Origin of the sequence: Pelosinus sp. UFO1 (assembly GCF_000725345.1) — a bacterium.
Taxonomy (GTDB): Bacteria; Bacillota; Negativicutes; order DSM-13327; family DSM-13327; genus Pelosinus.
In genome coordinates this window covers 3,259,506-3,278,083 of the sequence record NZ_CP008852.1, presented here as the reverse complement: position 1 = coordinate 3,278,083, position 18,578 = coordinate 3,259,506, and the positions used below count along the sequence as shown (strand labels likewise).

The window sequence follows — 18,578 nt, the reverse complement described above, 5'->3', positions numbered from 1 at the left end:
TTTTTTCTTATTCTTTATGAATTTAGTATATAATATAGGATACATAGTTACTGTGATTCCAGTCACAATAACTATATTTAAGAAGTTGCTTTAAATGATTCAAAAGTAAGTATATTTTTTGACGAATTCTTTTAAGAGTCGTACAATTGAAGTGAACATTGGACTCGAATGAAAGATAGCAAATCGGGTGCAATTTTAGGAGGTAAATGTGGTATATAATCCTGCAAATCCAATTATTGTTCAGGGAGACTTTTCTGTCTTATTAGAAGCATATCATGCTGATTTTGAAATAGTGCGCAGTGGACTATCCCTTTTTGCAGATTTAGAGAAAAGTCCTGAACATATTCATACATACCGTATTACACCTTTATCTTTATGGAACGCAGCTGCAACAGGGCAAACCGCCGAGGAAGTACTTGCGTTTTTATTAGAGTATGTAAAATTCCCTTTACCTAATAATGTATGTCGGGATATTAAAGGATATATGGGGCGTTATGGTCTAGTGAAATTAATGGCCTATCCTCCCAATGTAGTAGAGGAAGGCTTGGATAAACCGTCTGCACCGGGAGAAGTTCTCTACCTTTACTCCAAGGATATCCCTACTATACTGGCCATTGCTGGACATAAAGAAACGAAGGCAATCTTTTTAGGGAAATTAGATGAATGTACTTTGGTTTTGCCAGCAGGAAAAAGGGGAATCATTAAACAATTGTTAGTGAAAATTGGCTATCCTGTGGAGGATTTGGCTGGCTATGTAGATGGTGAAAAACTGCCAGTTGAACTGAGAAGCGAGGATATCAATGGACGTGAATTTTCTCTGAGGGACTATCAACGACAGGCGATCGATCTTTTTTATGATGGAGGTCGGGAGTCTGGTGGTTCGGGAGTATTAGTCTTACCTTGTGGTGCAGGGAAAACTGTAATTGGCATTGGTGCTATGGCGCAAATCGGTATGAACACCCTAATATTAACAACATCAACAAGCGCAGTGCACCAGTGGATACGAGAAATTATTGAGAAAACGGATTTATCTCCTGAATTGGTAGGGGAGTATTCTGGTGATAAAAAAGATATTTGCCCAGTCACAGTTACTACCTATCAAATGGTAACATATCGTCCAGTTAAGAACGGACCGTTTCCCCATTTTGAGATTTTTAATGCTCGTGCTTGGGGCTTAGTTATTTATGATGAAGTACATACGCTGCCCGCACCTGTATTTCAAGTTACAGCTGAGTTACAAGCTAAGCGAAGGTTAGGTTTGACAGCAACTTTAGTACGAGAAGACGGCAAGGAAGCCGATGTATTTACCTTGATAGGACCAAAAAAATTGGATGTGCCTTGGATTGAAATGGAGAGTGCTGGTTGGATTGCAACGGCAATTTGTACCGAAGTGCGTGTACCTATGGATTTTTCTCTGCGTATGGAATGTGCCCAAGTGCCAGAGCGAACTGCGTATCGGCTAGAAGCAGAAAATCCAGATAAAATAAAGGCTATACAATATATTCTACATAAACATGCCGGTGAAGGTATCTTGATCATAGGTCAATATATTCAACAATTAGAAACCATTGCCGAACATTTTAACTTTCCCTTAATTACTGGGAAAATGCCAACGGCAAAAAGAGACTCCTTGTATCAGCAGTTTCGTAGTCGTACTATCCCCGTATTAGTTGTATCAAAAGTAGCTAATTTTGCGATTGACCTGCCGGATGCAGCAGTAGGTATACAGGTTTCTGGGGCTTTTGGCTCTCGCCAAGAAGAAGCACAGCGTTTAGGTAGAATCTTACGACCAAAACAAGATGGTAGAGCGGCTTACTTCTATAGTGTAGTATCGAAAGATTCTCGGGAACAAGAGTTTGCCCATCATCGCCAATTGTTTTTAACGGAGCAAGGATATCAATATCAAATTTTAGATTTTGATGAGACATTGCCAATGGAAGGAATGGATCGCGTTGCTAAATAAAAGATTGTCCCTGGAAGTGGACGAAAAATATACTTTAGAAAAGATCTATGCCTTGGATAAGACTGCGTTAAATAAAATGTGCTGGTTATTTGATGTCAGTGGTTGGGTTGGTGACGTTCCCAGATTACTTCGTGAGGCAATCTTTCATATCCCCCGCTTTGCAGGTGTTTACCAAGCACTTAATGAAGAAGAGCAAAGTATAATAGACTTTTTGTGTGATTCAGCGGGCATACCAGTCCCAATTCAACGAATCTACGAAAAGTTTACCGATTTTTCAATAAAAATGGTGGATACCCTTGTTGGTAATTTGGTAAGGCAGGGGTGGCTATTAGAGGGGGAAAAGTTTCAAACACTCCTCATTCTACCTGAGATTAAAAAGACATTGGATAAAATGTCAGCGTTCTATTATTTTTTAGAGGCGGAGTTACCTTCCAGTCATTCAGCAACATTCAGTGGGGGACAATATTTAGCTGATTTGATTGAAATGGCTGCTTTTATCTACGTAGAAAAACCAAAACTTACGGTTAAAAAATTCATCGCAAAATCAACTCTTAGGCGTTTAATGTCTCGGCTAAGTGAAATGGTATCAAACACGTGGGAAGAGGCCGCTGATGAGAATCTATACACCAGTACAATGCGTATGCTTTTGGGTGGGTTACAGGAAATTCAAGCCTTACAGTTAGTCGTTGATAAGGGTGAACATTGTTATTATCAGCTTAATGTGGAGAAATGGGATGACTTTGTTTTTTCTTCTGCCTCTCATCGCTTATTGGCCATATTAAGTTGGCAAATGACTCGGATTAATTATCATAAGGGAGGGAGCTTACCCTTTGTTGCTAGCTTGTTTCAATACGCGGCACAAGTTGAGGGATGTTGGAGAACAGGCGCCTCCTTAATGATGGAAAGCATAGTAGCAGAATCGACGGTATTGTTTTCCGACAGAGACCCTTTTAGCAGTGAAGAATGGCTAGAGTCCACTGTGCTAGAGCCTATGATGTATTTAGGTCTGTTTGAAAAGACCACTGCTGAATTGCCAACTGGGTGGCGTAAGGAAGAACAGATGCCAAGAAATTTTTGGCGGCTAACACCACTTGGCCTTTCTATAGCAGAATGGCTAGCAGAAGAAAAGGACGCAGGCAAAGCTATAAATCAGTTAATAAAAATTGATACATTTTCTAAAGAGCTAGATATTACTTTTGCGACCTTATTTGATAAGTGGCGCAAGGTATTACCTGTAGAACTAGAACAGCAGTTGATCATTCAGCCGGATCTTACTTTTTTTGTGCCGAGAAGTACACAGCCTTACTTATTATGGATGTTATCTGTATTTGGTGAGACGCAAATACAAGACTATGTTTACCAAGGTACTTTCACTCGCAATAGTGTGCTTCGTGCCCTAAAAGGGGGAGCATCTATTAGCGACTTATTTGCTTTAATACAGGATCATAGTAAGGTTTTGCCTGCTGAAAATGTATTGTATAACTTACAGCAGTGGGTTGCTGCTTACGATCGAACGCTGTTTTCTAAAGCAATGATTTTAGCTTGTGACAATCCTGAAATGGCAACCGAAATTCTTGCGCAAAGTAAATTTTCTAAATGGGTCATTGGTCTAGTTGGTCCGCAAACCTTGCTGATAAGGCCTGAAGGAGAAGGAATTATTCGTAAATGGCTGGAAAAGAAAAATTGGGTACCTAGACCTGGGGTGGTTTCTGGAGAGCGTTTATATAGCTGGTTAACGGCAGGGAAGGGCTGAAAAAGCTGCCATTTGTGATATAATGATAGTAAATAAAAAGTGATAGGGTGAATTTAGATGGCAAAAATACCTAAGAATTTAAGTGACACAGCAATGATTGGTAACTATAAGGAGAATATTACATTTGAAAATGAAAATTTTGAGGATGAAATCTCCACTTCGCAGCCCTTGAAAGTAGCGAAAAAATCGAGTCCAGCCTATGTTAGTGAATTTTTTACTCCAGAGTTGCAGGAGAAAGTGGGAAAGGCGTTGCTAGAGTTAAAACTAGCCTTATACCGAGAAGGTATTGTGGATTTTGATATTAAGGTTACAAGCCAAGATAAACAAATTATTCTCACAGGAGTTCCTAGTAAAGCAGAGAAGAAAAAGCTGAGATAACCGGAGGTTCTATGAAGGAATGTACTTTTGTATTTCTAAAAAATTGGTTTCATCAGTACGTACAAGGGTTTTATTCGACAGATGAGCAGCTACAATTTCATGTTCGCTTAAAGGAAGAACATACCCTAAGGGTCTTAGAGAATGCTACGAGGATTGGCGTATGGCTTGAATGTGCTCCAGAACAGTTAGAGTTAATCAAGATAGCAGCCTTGTTCCATGATATTGGACGATTTAAGCAGTATCAGACCTATAGGACCTTTAATGATGCTTTATCTATTAACCATGCCCAATTAGGAGTGGAAATAATACAACAATCCAATATATTAAAAACATCAGGATTAAGCGGTACGCAACAGGAAATTGTGGAAAGGGCGGTACTTTATCATAATCGGCGTAAACTACCATCGGAAGAGATAGAAAAATATTGTGTGCCAGCTAAGATTATTCGCGACGCGGATAAAATTGATATTTTTGCTATGCTAGTAACGAAGGATGACAAAAATAAAATACCTCAAGCAACGGAGTTTGAAAATGCTTTGTTGTATTCTGAAAAAGTTATTGAAGATATTTTACAGGGGCGGTTGGTTGAATATCCAGAGATTAAAACAGAGAATGACTTATTACTTTTTCGCTTATCCTGGTTGTATGATCTTTACTTTCCCTATTCTTTTTCCGTTGTATTAGAACAAGGCTACTTAGAAAAATTGATTGCTATGCTACCGGATACGCAAGAGGTTCATTCAGTGTATCAATGTTTAAGGGAGTACACAAATCATCATGTTATGGGTAATCATATAATGGTTAGGGATGTTTAAGACCTTTATCAATAATATAATGGAGAAACTTTTACTGGACTAAGAATTACAGTTAGAGTTTGTAGGCAACTGTCTCCATAAAGGGCAGCTGTTTTTTTATGTAGATAAAGAAGACTTGATTCAGATGGAGTTTTAACTCCATCTGAATCTTAGCCCTTCTTATCCAGGGACTTAGCCGCTCTTAACTCCCACTTATATAAGTGAGCCTTGGATTCGAAAATCCTTAGAGCGAACTTACTTCGAATTTTACAGACTGTTATCCTAACCAGAGGGCAGGATATTACAGGCTGTTAACGAGATGAAGATGGGAGTCTTAGAGCGGTTTAGTCATCGGATAAATAGAACTAGTAATGGAAAGAAGGCGAAGGATGTATTCAACGACCTTATGTTTTTTAGTAAAAGAGCAAGAAATTTTGTTAGGAATGAAGAAGACTGGTTTTGGCCAAGGGAAATATAATGGTTTTGGTGGTAAGATTAAGACCAATGAAACCGTATTAGAGGGAGCTGTGCGTGAGCTAGAAGAAGAAAGTGGTGTCCAAGTAGAAAAAGAACAGCTAGAGGATGTCGGTTTTATAGATTTTATCTTTCCTGCTAATCCCGAACTGCGGCATGATGTACATATTTTCCTCGCCCATACTTGGCAGGGGCAACCAGTTGAAACAGAAGAGATGAAGCCCCAATGGTTTTCAATCTCTGAAATTCCGTATCATAAAATGTGGCAAGATGATATACATTGGTTGCCTAAGGTATTAGCAGGCAATAAAATCAATGGTAAGGTAGTATTTGCCGATAACAATGAGGATGTACTTACAGTAGAGATTATCTAAAAAAGCTTCTACCATGCTGGAGGCATGGTAGAAGCTTTTTTACGGAATCAGTCGTATAACACTTTCTTGATTCCAAGTAAGAACGCCTAAGGCTTCTGCCTGCGTCCGTGGACTTGGCATAAGCCAAGTCTTTTCTTATTTGAAGTAATGTAATAATAGCATAGGATGCTTTAAAAGGAACTGCGGCCTAAACGGGGGTGAGATACTGGCTTTAAACTAAGCTTTAAGACAAATAGCAGTGCTTGTTTCAGCGTAATATCTTGTTGCCCCTTCGTAGTTTCAATAACGCACAAAGGATCCTCCATGCCGATTTCACTAGCCGGTAAATAAACATATTCTCCCGTATTGTTATCACCGAAAATAATACCTGCTTTTAAATGGGCTGCTGTCATTCTACTCATATTTAACCTCATTAATTTCTGTAAAGTGATTTGTAAGTTGATTATATATGATTCAGAGCGAAAAGTAACTAAAAAACGTTGGGGAGTAAATGGAACTATTTGAAATTATATGTACACTAGCAGGAAAAAAGACATATTTCGCGAAATATGTATAATGTATGCAAAAATGCATTACTATAAGGTATTTAAATCTTTGTAGTAAAAAAAATTATGTATGGAGGAAATCGCAATAATGTTAGGTATAGTTTTAGCAATTATAGTTACAGCAATGGTTGTCTACATGATCTTGAAACAGTACAAGACGCAAGCTGTTTTGGTTTTTGGCGGTCTTATTCTTATGTCGTGTGCTGTTATTTTTGGTTTGGGAACGATTTTACCTGTGAAGGATAGTACAGGGCTAGTATGGTTTGATTTATTTGAATTTATTAAGAAGACTTTAAGCGGCAGGGCTGCTGGTCTTGGCCTTAGTATCATGGCAGTGGGTGGTTTCGCTCGCTATATGGATCATATTGGCGCGAGTAAAGCGTTGGTGAAGATTGCCATAAAACCATTGCAGAAACTTCATGCTCCTTATGTTATGTTGGCTGCTTGCTATTTAGTTGGGCAAGTATTAGGTTTGTTTATTAATAGTGCTTCTGGTTTAGGGATGTTACTTATGGTAACCATGTTTCCTGTATTAATACGTCTTGGTGTGAGCCGATTAGCAGCAACTGCTGTTATTGGTACTACCTTGTGCTTAGATTGGAGCCCAGGAGATCCTGGTAGTGTACTTTCAGCAAACACGGCTGGTATGGATATTGCTACCTATTGGACGCAATATCAAATTCCTGTTGCGTTGACAGTTATGGTAGTCGTTGCCGTTTTACATTATTTTGTACAACAATGGTTCGATAAAAAGCAAGGCCACATTGTGGAAAAAGCGGAATTAGTGAATGATCAGGATGACAAAGACCTTCCACCAGGAATTTTTGCTTTATTACCGATTGTACCTTTAGTACTTATTTTAGCTTTCAGTGATATTGGTTTTAAGACTATCAAGATGGACATTGTAAATGCTATGTTTATCAGTTTGTTTGTATCTATGATTTTTGAATTTGTTCGTAGGCGAGACATTAAGAAAGTATTTAGTGATTTACAAGTATTTTTTGATGGTATGGGTATTCAATTTGCGGCAGTAGTTACTCTCGTAGTAGCTGGGGAAACCTTTGCCCAAGGTTTAAAGTCAGTTGGTGCTATTGAAACAATTATTAGCTCAGCACAAACGGCGGGCTTCGGTGGCGCTGGTATGATTATTGTAATGGTATCTATTATTGCAGTATCTTCCGTGGTAATGGGCTCAGGTAATGCACCTTTCTTTGCTTTTGTAGCTTTAACCCCTGTGGTAGCGGCTAAGATGGGCATCGCTCCTGTATTAATGCTATTACCAATGCACTTTGCTGCCAGTATCGCTCGTAGTATGTCACCGATAACTGCTGTTATTGTAGTTGTTTCTGGTATCGCGAATGTTTCACCAATTGATGTGGTAAAACGTACGTCCATTCCTATGATTGGTGCGCTGATTGTTAACGTAGCGGCTACCTTTATTTACTTCTACAGATAGAAACGAAAAATGAAAAGTCCTCCAGTTTTATCCAACGGGATAACTGGAGGACTTTTTTTTATTGTTGAATAGCATGTAGTAAGTAAGTTTTCGAAAACAATTTATCTGGTGGAGGGGGAAAAAGAATGTGGCAAAACATTAGGCAAATTATTTATTTTCCCAATATGTGTATTGGTATTTATACCGCGCTTTTTATTTTGATTTGGTTGGCTGCTTGGATTTTAAATGGGGTAAAAGGTACTAATTTTGATATTAATCAATTGCGTGATACCTATATTTGGTTGATGACTCAATTAAATGCTACTCATGCGATTAACTGTATTTGGAATAGGGCAAAGGAGGCAAGTGTTGAAAAGACATTAGAATAAAAGAGAATGTGTCAGGTAAGTCTAATAGTAATTAGGATATAACGTAAAGATAAGAATTAGACCTTTTCTGCGGGCCTATTTTGTGATAAAATTTACTAATGTATAGAAAACTGGTAATAGGCCTGTTATAGGGTAATAGATATAAAGCGAAATGAGTTATAAAAAGGATTTAGATGGAGCGCTTTACTCCTTCTGAATCCTTAATCCCATTTATCCAGAGACTCTAAGGTGGGACATAAGGATAATATGTGTGGCTTCAATATTAATATAATGAATAAAGAGTAGGAGGAATAAAAAGATGAACTTATGGTTTACTGAATCACAAACTAAGAATCTAGGCTTGCAAGCCCGAATAAAAGAAACTCTGTTTATGGGTAAATCTGATTTTCAAGATGTGGCTGTTGTTGATACCCATCAATTTGGCCGTATGTTGGTGCTGGATGGTGTGTTTCAAACTACAATTGCTGATGAATTTATCTACCACGAGATGATTGCCCACGTGCCCTTATTCACCCATCCTAATCCGAAGAAGGTATTAGTCATTGGTGGCGGTGATGGTGGTACGATTCGAGAAGTTGTCAGACATGATGCAGTAGAGAAAGCTGAAATGGTTGAAATTGATGGCATGGTAGTAGAAGTTTGCAAAAAATTTCTACCGGAAATTAGCCAGGCTTTGATCAATCATGATCCTAAGCTAGAGCTTAAAATTGGTGATGGGATTGGGCATATGAAAGATGCTGAAAATAAGTATGATGTTATTATTGTGGATTGTTCTGATCCAATAGGTCCTGGTAAAGGTTTATTCACCCCTGAGTTTTACCAGAATGTATATAAGGCCTTGAAAGAGGACGGTTTATTTGTGCAACAGACAGAATCCCCCTTTTATCATCAAGAACTTATTACTTATTTACATAAGGAAATTGGCCAATTATTCCCTATTACAAAAACATATTTAGCGAACATTCCTACGTATCCAAGCGGATTACATTGCTTTACTATGGGTTCGAAAAAGTATGATCCTACTACTGCCAATATAGAAAATATTCAACCCTTAGAAACTCGTTATTACAATAAAGACATTCATAAAAGTTCGTTTGTATTGCCTAATTTTGTACAGGAAATCTTGAAATAAATAGTGGGAAAATAAATGAACAGCTTAAAATCAGCTGTTCATTTTCTCTTATTGTGCGAGAAAGTATGATTTTAACCACAGAGACGCAGAGTACGCTGAGGGATATTCTTAATACCCTTATCTATTTTTTCTCTGTGTCCTCTGTGTATCTGTGGTTAGAAATATCTCAACCTTTTTCTCGTAGCATGGAAATTTACTGAATTCAAATGCTTACTGACTATAGTAAGTTTTCTGGGTTGAGCCCCTTTAATTCGGGTATAACAAAAATTCCATCTTTACGGATAAGAACATCATCAAACCAAATCTCTCCGCCACCATGTTCTGGGTTTTGAATACATACTAAATCCCAATGGATCGCCGATTTATTACCGTTAAAAGCGCCTTTATAGGCATTGCCTGGAGTAAAGTGAAAACTGCCTTTAATCTTTTCATCGAATAAGGTATCTTTCATCGGGACGCTAATATGGGGGTTGACACCAAGAGCGAATTCACCGATATAGCGGGCACCCTCATCTGTATCAAATATTTTATTAATTTTTTCCGTATGATTTGCTGAGGCTTTTATAATTTTTCCATCTGCAAATTCAAGGTGAATGTTCTCATAAGTCACACCTTGGTAAACAGCAGGTGTATTATAGGTTAAGTGACCATTGATAGAATTCTTGACCGGAGCAGTATATACTTCTCCATCAGGTATATTGCGCAGACCGCAGCATTTTATAGCAGGTATGTTTTTAATCGAAAAAGAGAGGTCAGTGCCAGGACCAATAATATGGACCTTATCAGTTTTTTGCATTAAATCGACTAAAGGAGTCATAGCATCGTCCATTTTCGAATAATCGAGGTTACAAACATTAAAATAGAATTCTTCAAAACCCTCGCTGCTCATGTTTGCCAGTTGGGCCATAGAATTGTTTGGATAGCGCAGTACACACCATTTGGTCTTAGGAACACGCAGGTCAGTATGTACTGGTTTTAGCCAATATTGCTGATAATGCTGCAATTGTTCGGGGGGGATATCAGCAAATTCACTACTATTTTCATTAGCGCGAATGCCGATATAAGCATCCATTTGTTCCATACGCTCAGCTTCCCACTTTGCAATTTGTTCTAATTGAGGAACTGTAGAATGGAGTAAGAGACTGCGCTGGAGTTTATTATTTTTTAAAGAGAGGAAGGGGTTAGCACCTACTTTATAAGCTTCTTCGATGAGTGCTTTTCCGAGGGGGAGGGCATCATCAAAGATTTCAATTAAAATATTTTCATCTTTTTGTAGATGAGTAGAGTAGGTAATGAGAGTGTTTGCCAATTTCTGTATTCTTGGATCCAAAAAAAACGCCTCCTGTATGCATTGTGTATGACTATTTATCCGATGACTAAACCGCTCTAAGACTCCCATCTTCATCTCGTTAACAGCCTGTAATATCCTGCCCTCTGGTTAGGATATCAGTCTGTAAAACTCGAAGTAAGTTCGCTCTAAGGATTTTCGAATCCAAGGCTCACTTATATAAGTGGGAGTTAAGAGCGGCTAAGTCCCTGGATAAGAAGGGCTAAGATTCAGATGGAGTTAAAACTCTATCTGAATCAAGTCTTCTTTATATTATATCCGAAAAACTTAAAGAAAAAAATAAAAATAATAGATTAACCTATTGCATTTATGGTTAATCTGCTATATAATAATAAATGTTGTTACCATTCCTTGATAGCTCAGTTGGTAGAGCAATCGGCTGTTAACCGATCGGTCGTAGGTTCGAGTCCTACTCAAGGAGCCATATGTGGCCCGTTGGTCAAGCGGTTAAGACACCGCCCTTTCACGGCGATAACGGGGGTTCGATTCCCCCACGGGTCACCAAACAAATCGGGCGATTAGCTCAGCTGGGAGAGCGCCTGCCTTACAAGCAGGATGTCGGCAGTTCGATCCTGTCATCGCCCACCAAACAAGAATTGATAAGTGAGTGTTAGATTTTATTCTAATGCTCACTTTTTTTGCGGAATCAGAAAGTATAACACTTTCTTGATTCCAAGTAAGAACGACTAAGGCTTATGCCTGCGTCTGAAGACTTGGCCTAAGCCAAGTCTTTTCTTATCCTTTTATTTCAAAGGATACCCAGATGTGTAAGCGTAAAGAGGAAATAGCAGGAAATGTGCTGTTTTTGGCGAATTATGGAGAATAAAGGGGGGGTATATTTGGCAGGATTGCATAAAGCAAGTCGCTGGATGCGCTTATTTATGATTTTATTTATTTTACTTTTGTTAAGTACCGTAACCTTTTATTTTGCAAAGAGCCAATATCAGTTAGTTATTGCGAGGCAGCGTGAAACTCTTGGTATGGTGAATAAGCATTTAGAACTCAATTTAAATGTACAGCTATTGGCATTACAATTTTTAGCAGCAGATCCTGAAATAAGAAGTCTTAATCCTGATGAGGTGTATAACGAGTTAAGCCATTCTCGGGAGGTAGTTAATTTTTCTAATATTAATGTATTCGATAGGCAAGGTAGGATAATATCGCAAGTACGTGAGACTTGTCCAAATCCGAACTATGACATGGAGAAATTTGATGCTGTATTATCAGGTAAAAGGATAATTACCGATGTAATTCACTGCACATCTTATCAACCGTATGTTAATTTAAGTGTACCCGTATATAACGAAAAGGGATATGTTCAAGGGGTAATATCAAGTGAGGTATTATTGACTGAAATAGGCAACTTAATCGGGGATCATAAATTATCTTTTAATCAGACTATATTTATAAAAGATGGCAATAACGGAAAGGTTTATGCTTCAGGGTTTTTAAGTGAATTAATGCCTCCTGATGAGGAATTTGATCAGATTTCTGACAGGGAAAAAGCTGAGCCTATCTATAATCAAGATAAAATATATTTATATATGCCAGTTGATAATACCAAGTGGCAGGTTATTTTGGTTACGCCTGTTAGTGAAGTATATAAGACCGTATTTAAAGAGTCTCTTCCAGAACTCACAATATTATGTTTAATGGCACTATGTGCAGGCTTATTGTATAGAAACTTTCTACATAAGAAGCTTTTTGAAGAAAATATACGCAGGTTTCGCATGGAGCGTTTAATAAGTGTCAATCAATTGGCGGCAAGTTTGGCTCATGAAATTCGTAATCCTCTAACGTCTATTAAAGGTTTTATTCAGTTAATGAACCGTGGTGAGGGCGAAAGAGTACCAAACCAAGAACATATAAAAATCATATTAACTGAAATTGATCGGATAGATAAGTTAACTAATGAGTTCCAGCAACTGACCCGTCCATTAAAAACTCCTCATTTTGTAAAAGTGAATATTGAGCAGATGATTCATGATGTTATATTATTAATGGAAAATCAGGCTGTAGTAAAAAAGATAACATTAACCTTTTTTAATAAGATGAACCTATTATCACATAAATACATCGGTATCATGGAAGGAACATTAGTGAATCGATCGTCTTATATTTTGGGTGATGAGGCTCAATTAAAACAGGTACTGATTAACTTGGTGAAAAATGCAATTGATGCAGTAGGGAGAAATGGAGAAGTTAAGATCCTTTTATCACGTAAAGAAGACTTTATCGTGATGGAGGTAAAAGATAATGGAATAGGTATGTCTAAGGAGATATTAAAAAAAATTGGCACCCCTTTTTATACAACAAAGGAAGGTGGCAATGGTTTAGGTCTATCTGTATGCTATAATATTATTGAAGGCCATAGTGGCTCAATTAAAGTGCAGAGCGAATTTGGTCAGGGCACAATATTCTCGATAAAATTACCTTGTGCTGAATAGGTTATAGGGGGAGTGTAGTAATGGATGCAAAAGAGCGACGAAGACTGCTGTTAGAGCGACTAACAGCGGCAAAGGAGCCACTAACAGGTACATGGTTGGCGAAAGAGCTAGGGGTCAGTCGTCAAATTATTGTTAGCGACTTTGCTATTTTACGCGCAGCAGGAAATGTAATTTATGCAACGCCGCAAGGCTATTTACTGCCCCATATGGAAAGTACCAAGAGCCTTAGGGCTACCTTGGCCTGTAAGCATAAGCAGGACAAGGTAGATGAGGAGCTATCGATTATTGTTGATAATGGTGGCAAAGTTATTGATGTTATTGTTGAGCATTCCCTTTATGGAGAGTTAAAAGCCAACTTAATGATAGGATCACGTAGAGAAGTCGGAGAATTTTTGCATAAACTAAAAAGTGCTAAAGCGGAGCAGCTAGCAAATATCACTGGTGGTGTGCATTTGCATACTGTCGAAGTGCCTAGTGAGGAAGTTTTGTCTAAGATAAAAGAGGAATTGAAGAATAAGGGAATTCTAATGTCTTCATAAGAAGATACAAAGAGGTTGAGAGCATTTGCTCTCAACCTCTTTGTGATTTGGAGTGAATATTATTCTTTAATTTGTTCCGCGATAATTTCTGCAACATGTTTAATTTTAATGTTAGGGGCTTGTTTATCTAGACCACCTTGGATTTGCATCATGCAGGCTGGGCAAGCTACAGCGATTACCTCAGCACCACTATCTCGAATATTATCGACTTTTTTCTTTAAGATAGGCATGGAAAGTTCCGTGTATTTAACACCGAAAGCACCGGCCATACCGCAACATTTATCACAATCCTTCATTTCCACGAAATCATAACCAGGAGCTGATTCTAGAAGTTTTCTAGGTTCAGTGTGAACATTAAGACCACGTTTCATATGACAGGAATCGTGATACGTTACTTTTTGTCCGCCTTGTGATTTTACCAAGCGACCCGATTTTTCATATTCTCCAGCAACAAAGCTTGTAAATTCTCTAACATTGTGAGCCAATTTTTCAATTCTTTTGCTCCACTCAGGATCATCTTTAAACAATTCTACATAAGTAACATGCCAAGTTTCAGCACAAGTAGGGCAGGCAAACATAATGTAATCTGCTCTGGCTTCTTCAAAGGCTATAATGTTTTGTTTAGCAATCTTTTTGGCCGTTTCGTGGTCACCCATACCTAATACTGGTTTACCGCAGCAGCTTTGATCTTCAGGGAAAACTACTTCCATATTCAGATCTTGCAACACTTTATAAACAGATTCGCCTGTCTCAGGGAAAATAAAGTCAATGTTACAGCCACTGAAAAAAGCAATACGTTTTTTAGGTTTATTGACTTGTTTCGTAACTTTTTTAACTCGATCTCGGAAAGGTGTATCGGCTACAGCAGGTAAACTGCGATTTTCAGCTAATCCAGCAAAGAATAATGGCAAGTGTCTGATGACGCGTCCTGTTGTAAATGGTTTTTGTCCAATAGAAGCTAAACGTAATAAAGAGTGGAATACTTTCCGATTTGCAAGCACATTTTCAAATACTGCTTTTACGCCAAAAGGAAGGCCATCTTCTTTTACTGATTTGGCTCTTAGGTATTCGATTAGTCCAGGAATATCAATTTTGCCAGGGCAAATTTCGGTACAACGGCGACAGCCAATACACATCTCATTAATTTGTTTAAAATCATCCATGCTATTTAGTAGCGCTGTTAGAATTGCACCGATACCACCAGCATAAATATGGCCATAAACATGTCCGCCAACTAACGTGTAAACGGGGCAGACATTCAAACAGGATGCACAGCGAACACATTGATAGATCTGTTTTAGTTTATCATCTTTGGCAGCTTTTAAACGACCATTATCAAAGAGAATAACATGAAGTTCTTTTTCTTGTTCTACCCATTGACCATCTTTTTTTACTAAAGCAGGCGCTGCACCAGAAATCATACTCATATAGCTAGTCATAAGTTGACCTGTCGCATTTCTTGGTAAGGTTCTTAAAATAGGTACAGCATCTTTAATTGTAGGGATGAGTTTTTCATAGCCGATAATGACCACTTGAATCGGTGGTAGTGTGGCTACTAAACGCGCATTTCCTTCATTCGTTACAAGTCCTGTAGCACCATTTTCTGCAATACCAAAATTAGCGCCTGTAATACCCATATCAGCTAGTAAGAATTCTTCACGTAAAGCGGTTCTGGCTTCTTGTACCATGTAAGCAATATCAGGTTCAATATCTTTGTTGAGTTCCTGAGAAAAATATTTTGCAACTTGATTACGATCTAGATGAATAGCGGGCATAACCATATGGGAAGGTTTATGACCTGCAATGGAAATAATCCATTCACCTAAATCGGTCTCTTTTACATGTAATCCCTCTTCTTCCAGAAAGTGATTCAAATGAATTTCTTCCGTCGCCATGGATTTTGATTTTGCAATTCGTTTAACACCTTTTTGTTTACATAGGTCAAAAAGATACTGTTTTAAAGCGTCACCATCTTTCGCACGGAAGACTTTACCACCGCGCAAAGTAACTTGTTCTTCAAATTGGTTCGCAATTTCTTCCAATCTCTCCACTGTATCTATTTTCATATCTCGTACAGAATTACGTAATGCATCCAAATCATCTACATTTTCATAAGCTTTGGCCCGAGCGATAGGATAAGCTTCTGCGAATCGGTTTAAAGAACCGCGTAAGGTTTCATCCATTAATTTTTCATTGATTTCTTGTCTTAGGTTACGGTTAGTACTTGTCATAATATTATACCTCCCTCGTATCTTCATCAATAGCAATAACGACGAATTGGCTCGGACCATGTACGCCGATGGTCAGAACTCTTTCAATGTCAGATGTACGGCTAGGTCCAGTAATGAAGCTAATATAGCCGCGGTTAAATACTTTAGAAATCACTTCAAAGGCCGTTGCTATGTCAGGTACAACATTGCCACTGTGCATGACAACAATGGAGATAGGGGGAAGAGTTGTGACAAGACGCTGTTCAATGGAGAAGCTGTCTTCGCAGACGCTGCCTGTTTCTGCAATGCCAAATTCAACACAGGCAATTCCCACATCCGATGTGTCTGCGTGGGTTCTAATATCCCCTTGCTCTGTATAGAGTTCAACATTCATGCCTTTTAACGTATTATGTAGTCCTGCAGATGGGGAAATCACTTCACTGGTAGCGACAACTTTTTTTGCCTCACTCGACTTAATAATATCAACAATAACCGATTGGGCCTCTGCTCCTGTTTTTACGCGGTATACTTTTGCTGCAACATTTTGCGCACGTGTTGAGAATTCTTCAAAAAATTGAGTACCAAAACTATTAGCTGGGAAGGATTGTTTCCAGTTATTACTTACTTTTTTCATAATTCACGTCCTTTATTTTAGTAAAAAGTTAAAACGCGGTCTGGTGGTCTGACCGGTGGTCTGCTAAATATATTCTAAGTTCGACATTTAAAATCCTTCTTAAATAATTAAAAAAAAGAAAATATAAATTGAAAACACAAAAAATTATATATTTATTTGAATCTTTTAAATTTAGTAGCAGGAATTTAAGAGATTGTGTTGAAATTATAAATTTGTAAAGTGGTCAGACCACTAGTCCAGTTGTCTCAAAACTAAATACTGGTTGATCGAAGAGAGGTGAGAAAAGATTAGACCAGTGAAGACAGCCTACTAAAAGTTCAATATGATGGAAAATATAAGAAAAAGAGGTGTTTATTAATGGCATGGACTCAAGTTTATGATCCTATGAACAATTTGGCGTTATCATCCCTTTTCGCAGCAATTCCAATTATCGTAATTTTCTATCTTCTGGCTATTCGTCGTACTCCAGGTCAAATTGCTGGTGCAGTTGCCGTAACTTCTGCAGTGCTTGTAGCAATTTTCGTATATAAAATGCCTGCAGCCCTTGCTCTTACAGCGACAGGCATGGGCGCTTTATATGGAATATTCCCTATTTTCTGGATCGTTCTTACTGCTATTTTCATTTATAATATGACAGTAGAGACTGGACAATTTGAGATTGTAAAAGATTCTATCGCTACAATTACAGATGACCGTCGTTTGCAAGCTCTATTAATTGCATTTGGGTTTGGTGCCTTTTTGGAAGGCGCAGCAGGTTTTGGTACTCCTGTTGCAATCTCCGCTGGTATGCTTGTAGGCCTTGGTTTTAATCCTCTCTATGCAGCTGGATTATGCTTAATAGCCAATACTGCTCCAGTAGCGTTTGGTGGTATTGGTATTCCTATTATTGTAGCAGGTCAGGTTACTGGTATTGATACAATGAAAATCAGTGCTATGGTTGGTAGACAATTACCATTCCTTTCCGTGATTATACCAATCTGGTTGGTCGTTCTTATGTCAGGTTGGAAAGCCATGAAAGAAGTATTACCAGCTTGTTTGGTAGCAGGTGTTTCTTTCGCTGGCGTACAATGGTTCTCCTCAAACTATGTAGGACCAGAACTTCCTGATATTTTATCCTCTTTAGCTTGTATCATTTCACTAACTATTTTCTTAAAATACTGGAAACCAGCAACAATTTGGCGGTTTAAAAATGAACCAGCACCTACTCTTGTTGCTAACAGAGAAGCATTAACTTTTGGTAAAGTATTCAAAGCATGGTCACCGTTCATTATTTTGACTGTTATGGTTATTTTATGGGGATTAAAACCTGTAGTAGCTACTTTAGACGCAGTAACAATCAAATGGTTGGTACCAGGTTTGGACAAGGTAGTTATGCAAGTTGCACCGATCGCTAAACAACCAACAGCATTGGCTGCGCTTTACAAAATCAACTGGTTAAGTGCTGCAGGTACTTCCTTATTTATTGCTAGCATGATTACAGCAGTAGTACTAGGAGTTAGCCCAGCAAGATTTATTTCTATTTTCACAAAAACATTGTCTCAATTATTAAAACCTTTGATCACAATTCCTTGTGTACTTGGTTTAGCTTATATTATGAATTACTCAGGAATGAGTTCTACTCTTGGTCTATTCCTTGCTGGAACTGGTTCTTTCTTCCCATTCTTCTCTCCTTTCTTAGGATGGTTGGGCGTTTTCTTAACAGGTTCCGATACTTCTGCAAATGCATTATTTGGCAACTTGCAAGCTGTAACAGGAACACAGGTTGGTGTTGACCCAATTTTAACAGTAGCAGCAAACTCCTCAGGCGGTGTTTGTGGTAAGATGATTTCTCCACAAAGTATCGCAGTAGCTACAGCAGCTACTGGACTTGTTGGTAAAGAAGGAGATTTGTTTAGCTTTACAGTAAAACATTCTCTTGTATTGGCTGTTATCGTTGGGGTTATGACTTATGCGCAAGCATACTGGTTACAATGGATGATCCCTTAATAATTGTTAAGAATTAGGATAATATACTAATATAGGATATAGACTTACTCCGAAAAATAGTATATTATTAAAAGAAAATGGTTGTAAGTGAAAAGTGAAGTAGTTATTACTAGTCGCTAGCACTTATCTGACACATGGCGGGCGGCACATTGCAGCCCGCCATGTATCTCTAACCAC

Annotated in this window: 15 protein-coding genes and 3 tRNA genes; 14 read left to right on the top strand and 4 right to left on the bottom strand. The window is 38.2% G+C overall.

Translation table 11 applies throughout. The annotated features are described in order from the left end of the window. Positions 1-208: 208 nt before the first annotated feature. The 5 genes from UFO1_RS15590 (at position 209) to UFO1_RS15570 (ending at position 5,736) form a co-directional block, all read left to right on the top strand. Positions 209-1,963, top strand: coding sequence for a DNA repair helicase XPB (locus UFO1_RS15590; RefSeq protein ID WP_038672267.1), 1,755 nt, complete (start codon positions 209-211; stop codon positions 1,961-1,963). Next, complete coding sequence (locus tag UFO1_RS15585; protein ID WP_236639217.1) at positions 1,953-3,716, top strand: helicase-associated domain-containing protein; 1,764 nt, start codon at positions 1,953-1,955, stop codon at positions 3,714-3,716. Before UFO1_RS15590 ends, UFO1_RS15585 begins: the two co-directional genes overlap by 11 nt. 57 nt (positions 3,717-3,773) lie before the next feature. Next, positions 3,774-4,094: a hypothetical protein gene (locus UFO1_RS15580; protein ID WP_038672263.1), complete on the top strand. Its 321-nt coding sequence runs from the start codon at positions 3,774-3,776 to the stop codon at positions 4,092-4,094. Between the two features lie 11 nt (positions 4,095-4,105). Then, positions 4,106-4,909: an HD domain-containing protein gene (locus UFO1_RS15575; protein ID WP_051788965.1), complete on the top strand. Its 804-nt coding sequence runs from the start codon at positions 4,106-4,108 to the stop codon at positions 4,907-4,909. Between the two features lie 368 nt (positions 4,910-5,277). Then, positions 5,278-5,736 carry an 8-oxo-dGTP diphosphatase gene (locus UFO1_RS15570; protein ID WP_038672262.1) on the top strand — a complete coding sequence of 153 codons (459 nt, stop codon included), beginning with the start codon at positions 5,278-5,280 and terminating at the stop codon, positions 5,734-5,736. A gap of 170 nt (positions 5,737-5,906) precedes the next feature. Here UFO1_RS15570 and UFO1_RS15565 read toward each other — a convergent pair whose 3' ends face one another. Continuing rightward, a complete protein-coding gene (locus tag UFO1_RS15565; RefSeq protein WP_038672260.1) occupies positions 5,907-6,137 on the bottom strand; it encodes a hypothetical protein in 231 nt (76 codons plus the stop codon). A gap of 232 nt (positions 6,138-6,369) precedes the next feature. Here UFO1_RS15565 and dcuC point away from each other — a divergent pair, with 232 nt between their 5' ends. From dcuC to speE, 3 genes are all read left to right on the top strand, one after another. Continuing rightward, a complete protein-coding gene (gene dcuC, locus UFO1_RS15560; RefSeq protein WP_038672258.1) occupies positions 6,370-7,737 on the top strand; it encodes a C4-dicarboxylate transporter DcuC in 1,368 nt (455 codons plus the stop codon). Between the two features lie 125 nt (positions 7,738-7,862). Then, positions 7,863-8,105 (top strand): hypothetical protein, encoded by a 243-nt coding sequence (locus UFO1_RS15555; protein ID WP_236639216.1) that lies wholly within the window; start codon positions 7,863-7,865, stop codon positions 8,103-8,105. A 298-nt stretch (positions 8,106-8,403) separates the two neighbouring features. Beyond that, a complete protein-coding gene (speE, locus tag UFO1_RS15550) occupies positions 8,404-9,237 on the top strand; it encodes a polyamine aminopropyltransferase (RefSeq protein ID WP_038672256.1) in 834 nt (277 codons plus the stop codon). A gap of 217 nt (positions 9,238-9,454) precedes the next feature. Here speE and UFO1_RS15545 read toward each other — a convergent pair whose 3' ends face one another. After that, positions 9,455-10,567, bottom strand: coding sequence for an aminopeptidase (locus UFO1_RS15545; RefSeq protein WP_038672254.1), 1,113 nt, complete (start codon positions 10,565-10,567; stop codon positions 9,455-9,457). 366 nt (positions 10,568-10,933) lie between these two features. On the opposite strand from UFO1_RS15545, the gene UFO1_RS15540 reads away from it, so the two are divergent. The 5 genes from UFO1_RS15540 (at position 10,934) to UFO1_RS15520 (ending at position 13,571) form a co-directional block, all read left to right on the top strand. After that, a tRNA-Asn gene (locus tag UFO1_RS15540) sits at positions 10,934-11,009 on the top strand. Between the two features lie 5 nt (positions 11,010-11,014). Beyond that, positions 11,015-11,089: transfer RNA gene (locus UFO1_RS15535), tRNA-Glu, on the top strand. 8 nt (positions 11,090-11,097) lie between these two features. After that, a tRNA-Val gene (locus tag UFO1_RS15530) sits at positions 11,098-11,173 on the top strand. A 251-nt stretch (positions 11,174-11,424) separates the two neighbouring features. After that, positions 11,425-13,032 carry a PAS domain-containing sensor histidine kinase gene (locus tag UFO1_RS24120; RefSeq protein ID WP_051788964.1) on the top strand — a complete coding sequence of 536 codons (1,608 nt, stop codon included), beginning with the start codon at positions 11,425-11,427 and terminating at the stop codon, positions 13,030-13,032. A gap of 20 nt (positions 13,033-13,052) precedes the next feature. Continuing rightward, positions 13,053-13,571 carry a transcription repressor NadR gene (locus tag UFO1_RS15520; RefSeq protein WP_038672252.1) on the top strand — a complete coding sequence of 173 codons (519 nt, stop codon included), beginning with the start codon at positions 13,053-13,055 and terminating at the stop codon, positions 13,569-13,571. A 59-nt stretch (positions 13,572-13,630) separates the two neighbouring features. Here UFO1_RS15520 and ldhH read toward each other — a convergent pair whose 3' ends face one another. Then, positions 13,631-15,802 (bottom strand): L-lactate dehydrogenase (quinone) large subunit LdhH, encoded by a 2,172-nt coding sequence (gene ldhH / locus UFO1_RS15515; RefSeq protein WP_038672250.1) that lies wholly within the window; start codon positions 15,800-15,802, stop codon positions 13,631-13,633. Between the two features lie 4 nt (positions 15,803-15,806). Continuing rightward, positions 15,807-16,415 (bottom strand): lactate utilization protein, encoded by a 609-nt coding sequence (locus UFO1_RS15510; RefSeq protein WP_038672248.1) that lies wholly within the window; start codon positions 16,413-16,415, stop codon positions 15,807-15,809. 357 nt (positions 16,416-16,772) lie between these two features. On the opposite strand from UFO1_RS15510, the gene UFO1_RS15505 reads away from it, so the two are divergent. Further along, the gene (locus UFO1_RS15505; RefSeq protein WP_038672245.1) at positions 16,773-18,401 is read left to right on the top strand and encodes an L-lactate permease; all 1,629 of its coding nucleotides are present in this window, start codon (positions 16,773-16,775) and stop codon (positions 18,399-18,401) included. Positions 18,402-18,578: the final 177 nt, after the last annotated feature.

Coding starts and splice junctions, on each gene's coding strand:
- dcuC (WP_038672258.1), top strand. CDS start 6,370: ATGTTAGGTATAGTTTTAGCAATTATAGTTACAGCAATGGTTGTCTAC.
- UFO1_RS15575 (WP_051788965.1), top strand. CDS start 4,106: ATGAAGGAATGTACTTTTGTATTTCTAAAAAATTGGTTTCATCAGTAC.
- UFO1_RS15570 (WP_038672262.1), top strand. CDS start 5,278: ATGTATTCAACGACCTTATGTTTTTTAGTAAAAGAGCAAGAAATTTTG.
- UFO1_RS15555 (WP_236639216.1), top strand. CDS start 7,863: ATGTGGCAAAACATTAGGCAAATTATTTATTTTCCCAATATGTGTATT.
- UFO1_RS15565 (WP_038672260.1), bottom strand. CDS start 6,137: ATGAGTAGAATGACAGCAGCCCATTTAAAAGCAGGTATTATTTTCGGT.
- speE (WP_038672256.1), top strand. CDS start 8,404: ATGAACTTATGGTTTACTGAATCACAAACTAAGAATCTAGGCTTGCAA.
- UFO1_RS15580 (WP_038672263.1), top strand. CDS start 3,774: ATGGCAAAAATACCTAAGAATTTAAGTGACACAGCAATGATTGGTAAC.
- UFO1_RS15520 (WP_038672252.1), top strand. CDS start 13,053: ATGGATGCAAAAGAGCGACGAAGACTGCTGTTAGAGCGACTAACAGCG.
- UFO1_RS15510 (WP_038672248.1), bottom strand. CDS start 16,415: ATGAAAAAAGTAAGTAATAACTGGAAACAATCCTTCCCAGCTAATAGT.
- ldhH (WP_038672250.1), bottom strand. CDS start 15,802: ATGACAAGTACTAACCGTAACCTAAGACAAGAAATCAATGAAAAATTA.
- UFO1_RS15505 (WP_038672245.1), top strand. CDS start 16,773: ATGGCATGGACTCAAGTTTATGATCCTATGAACAATTTGGCGTTATCA.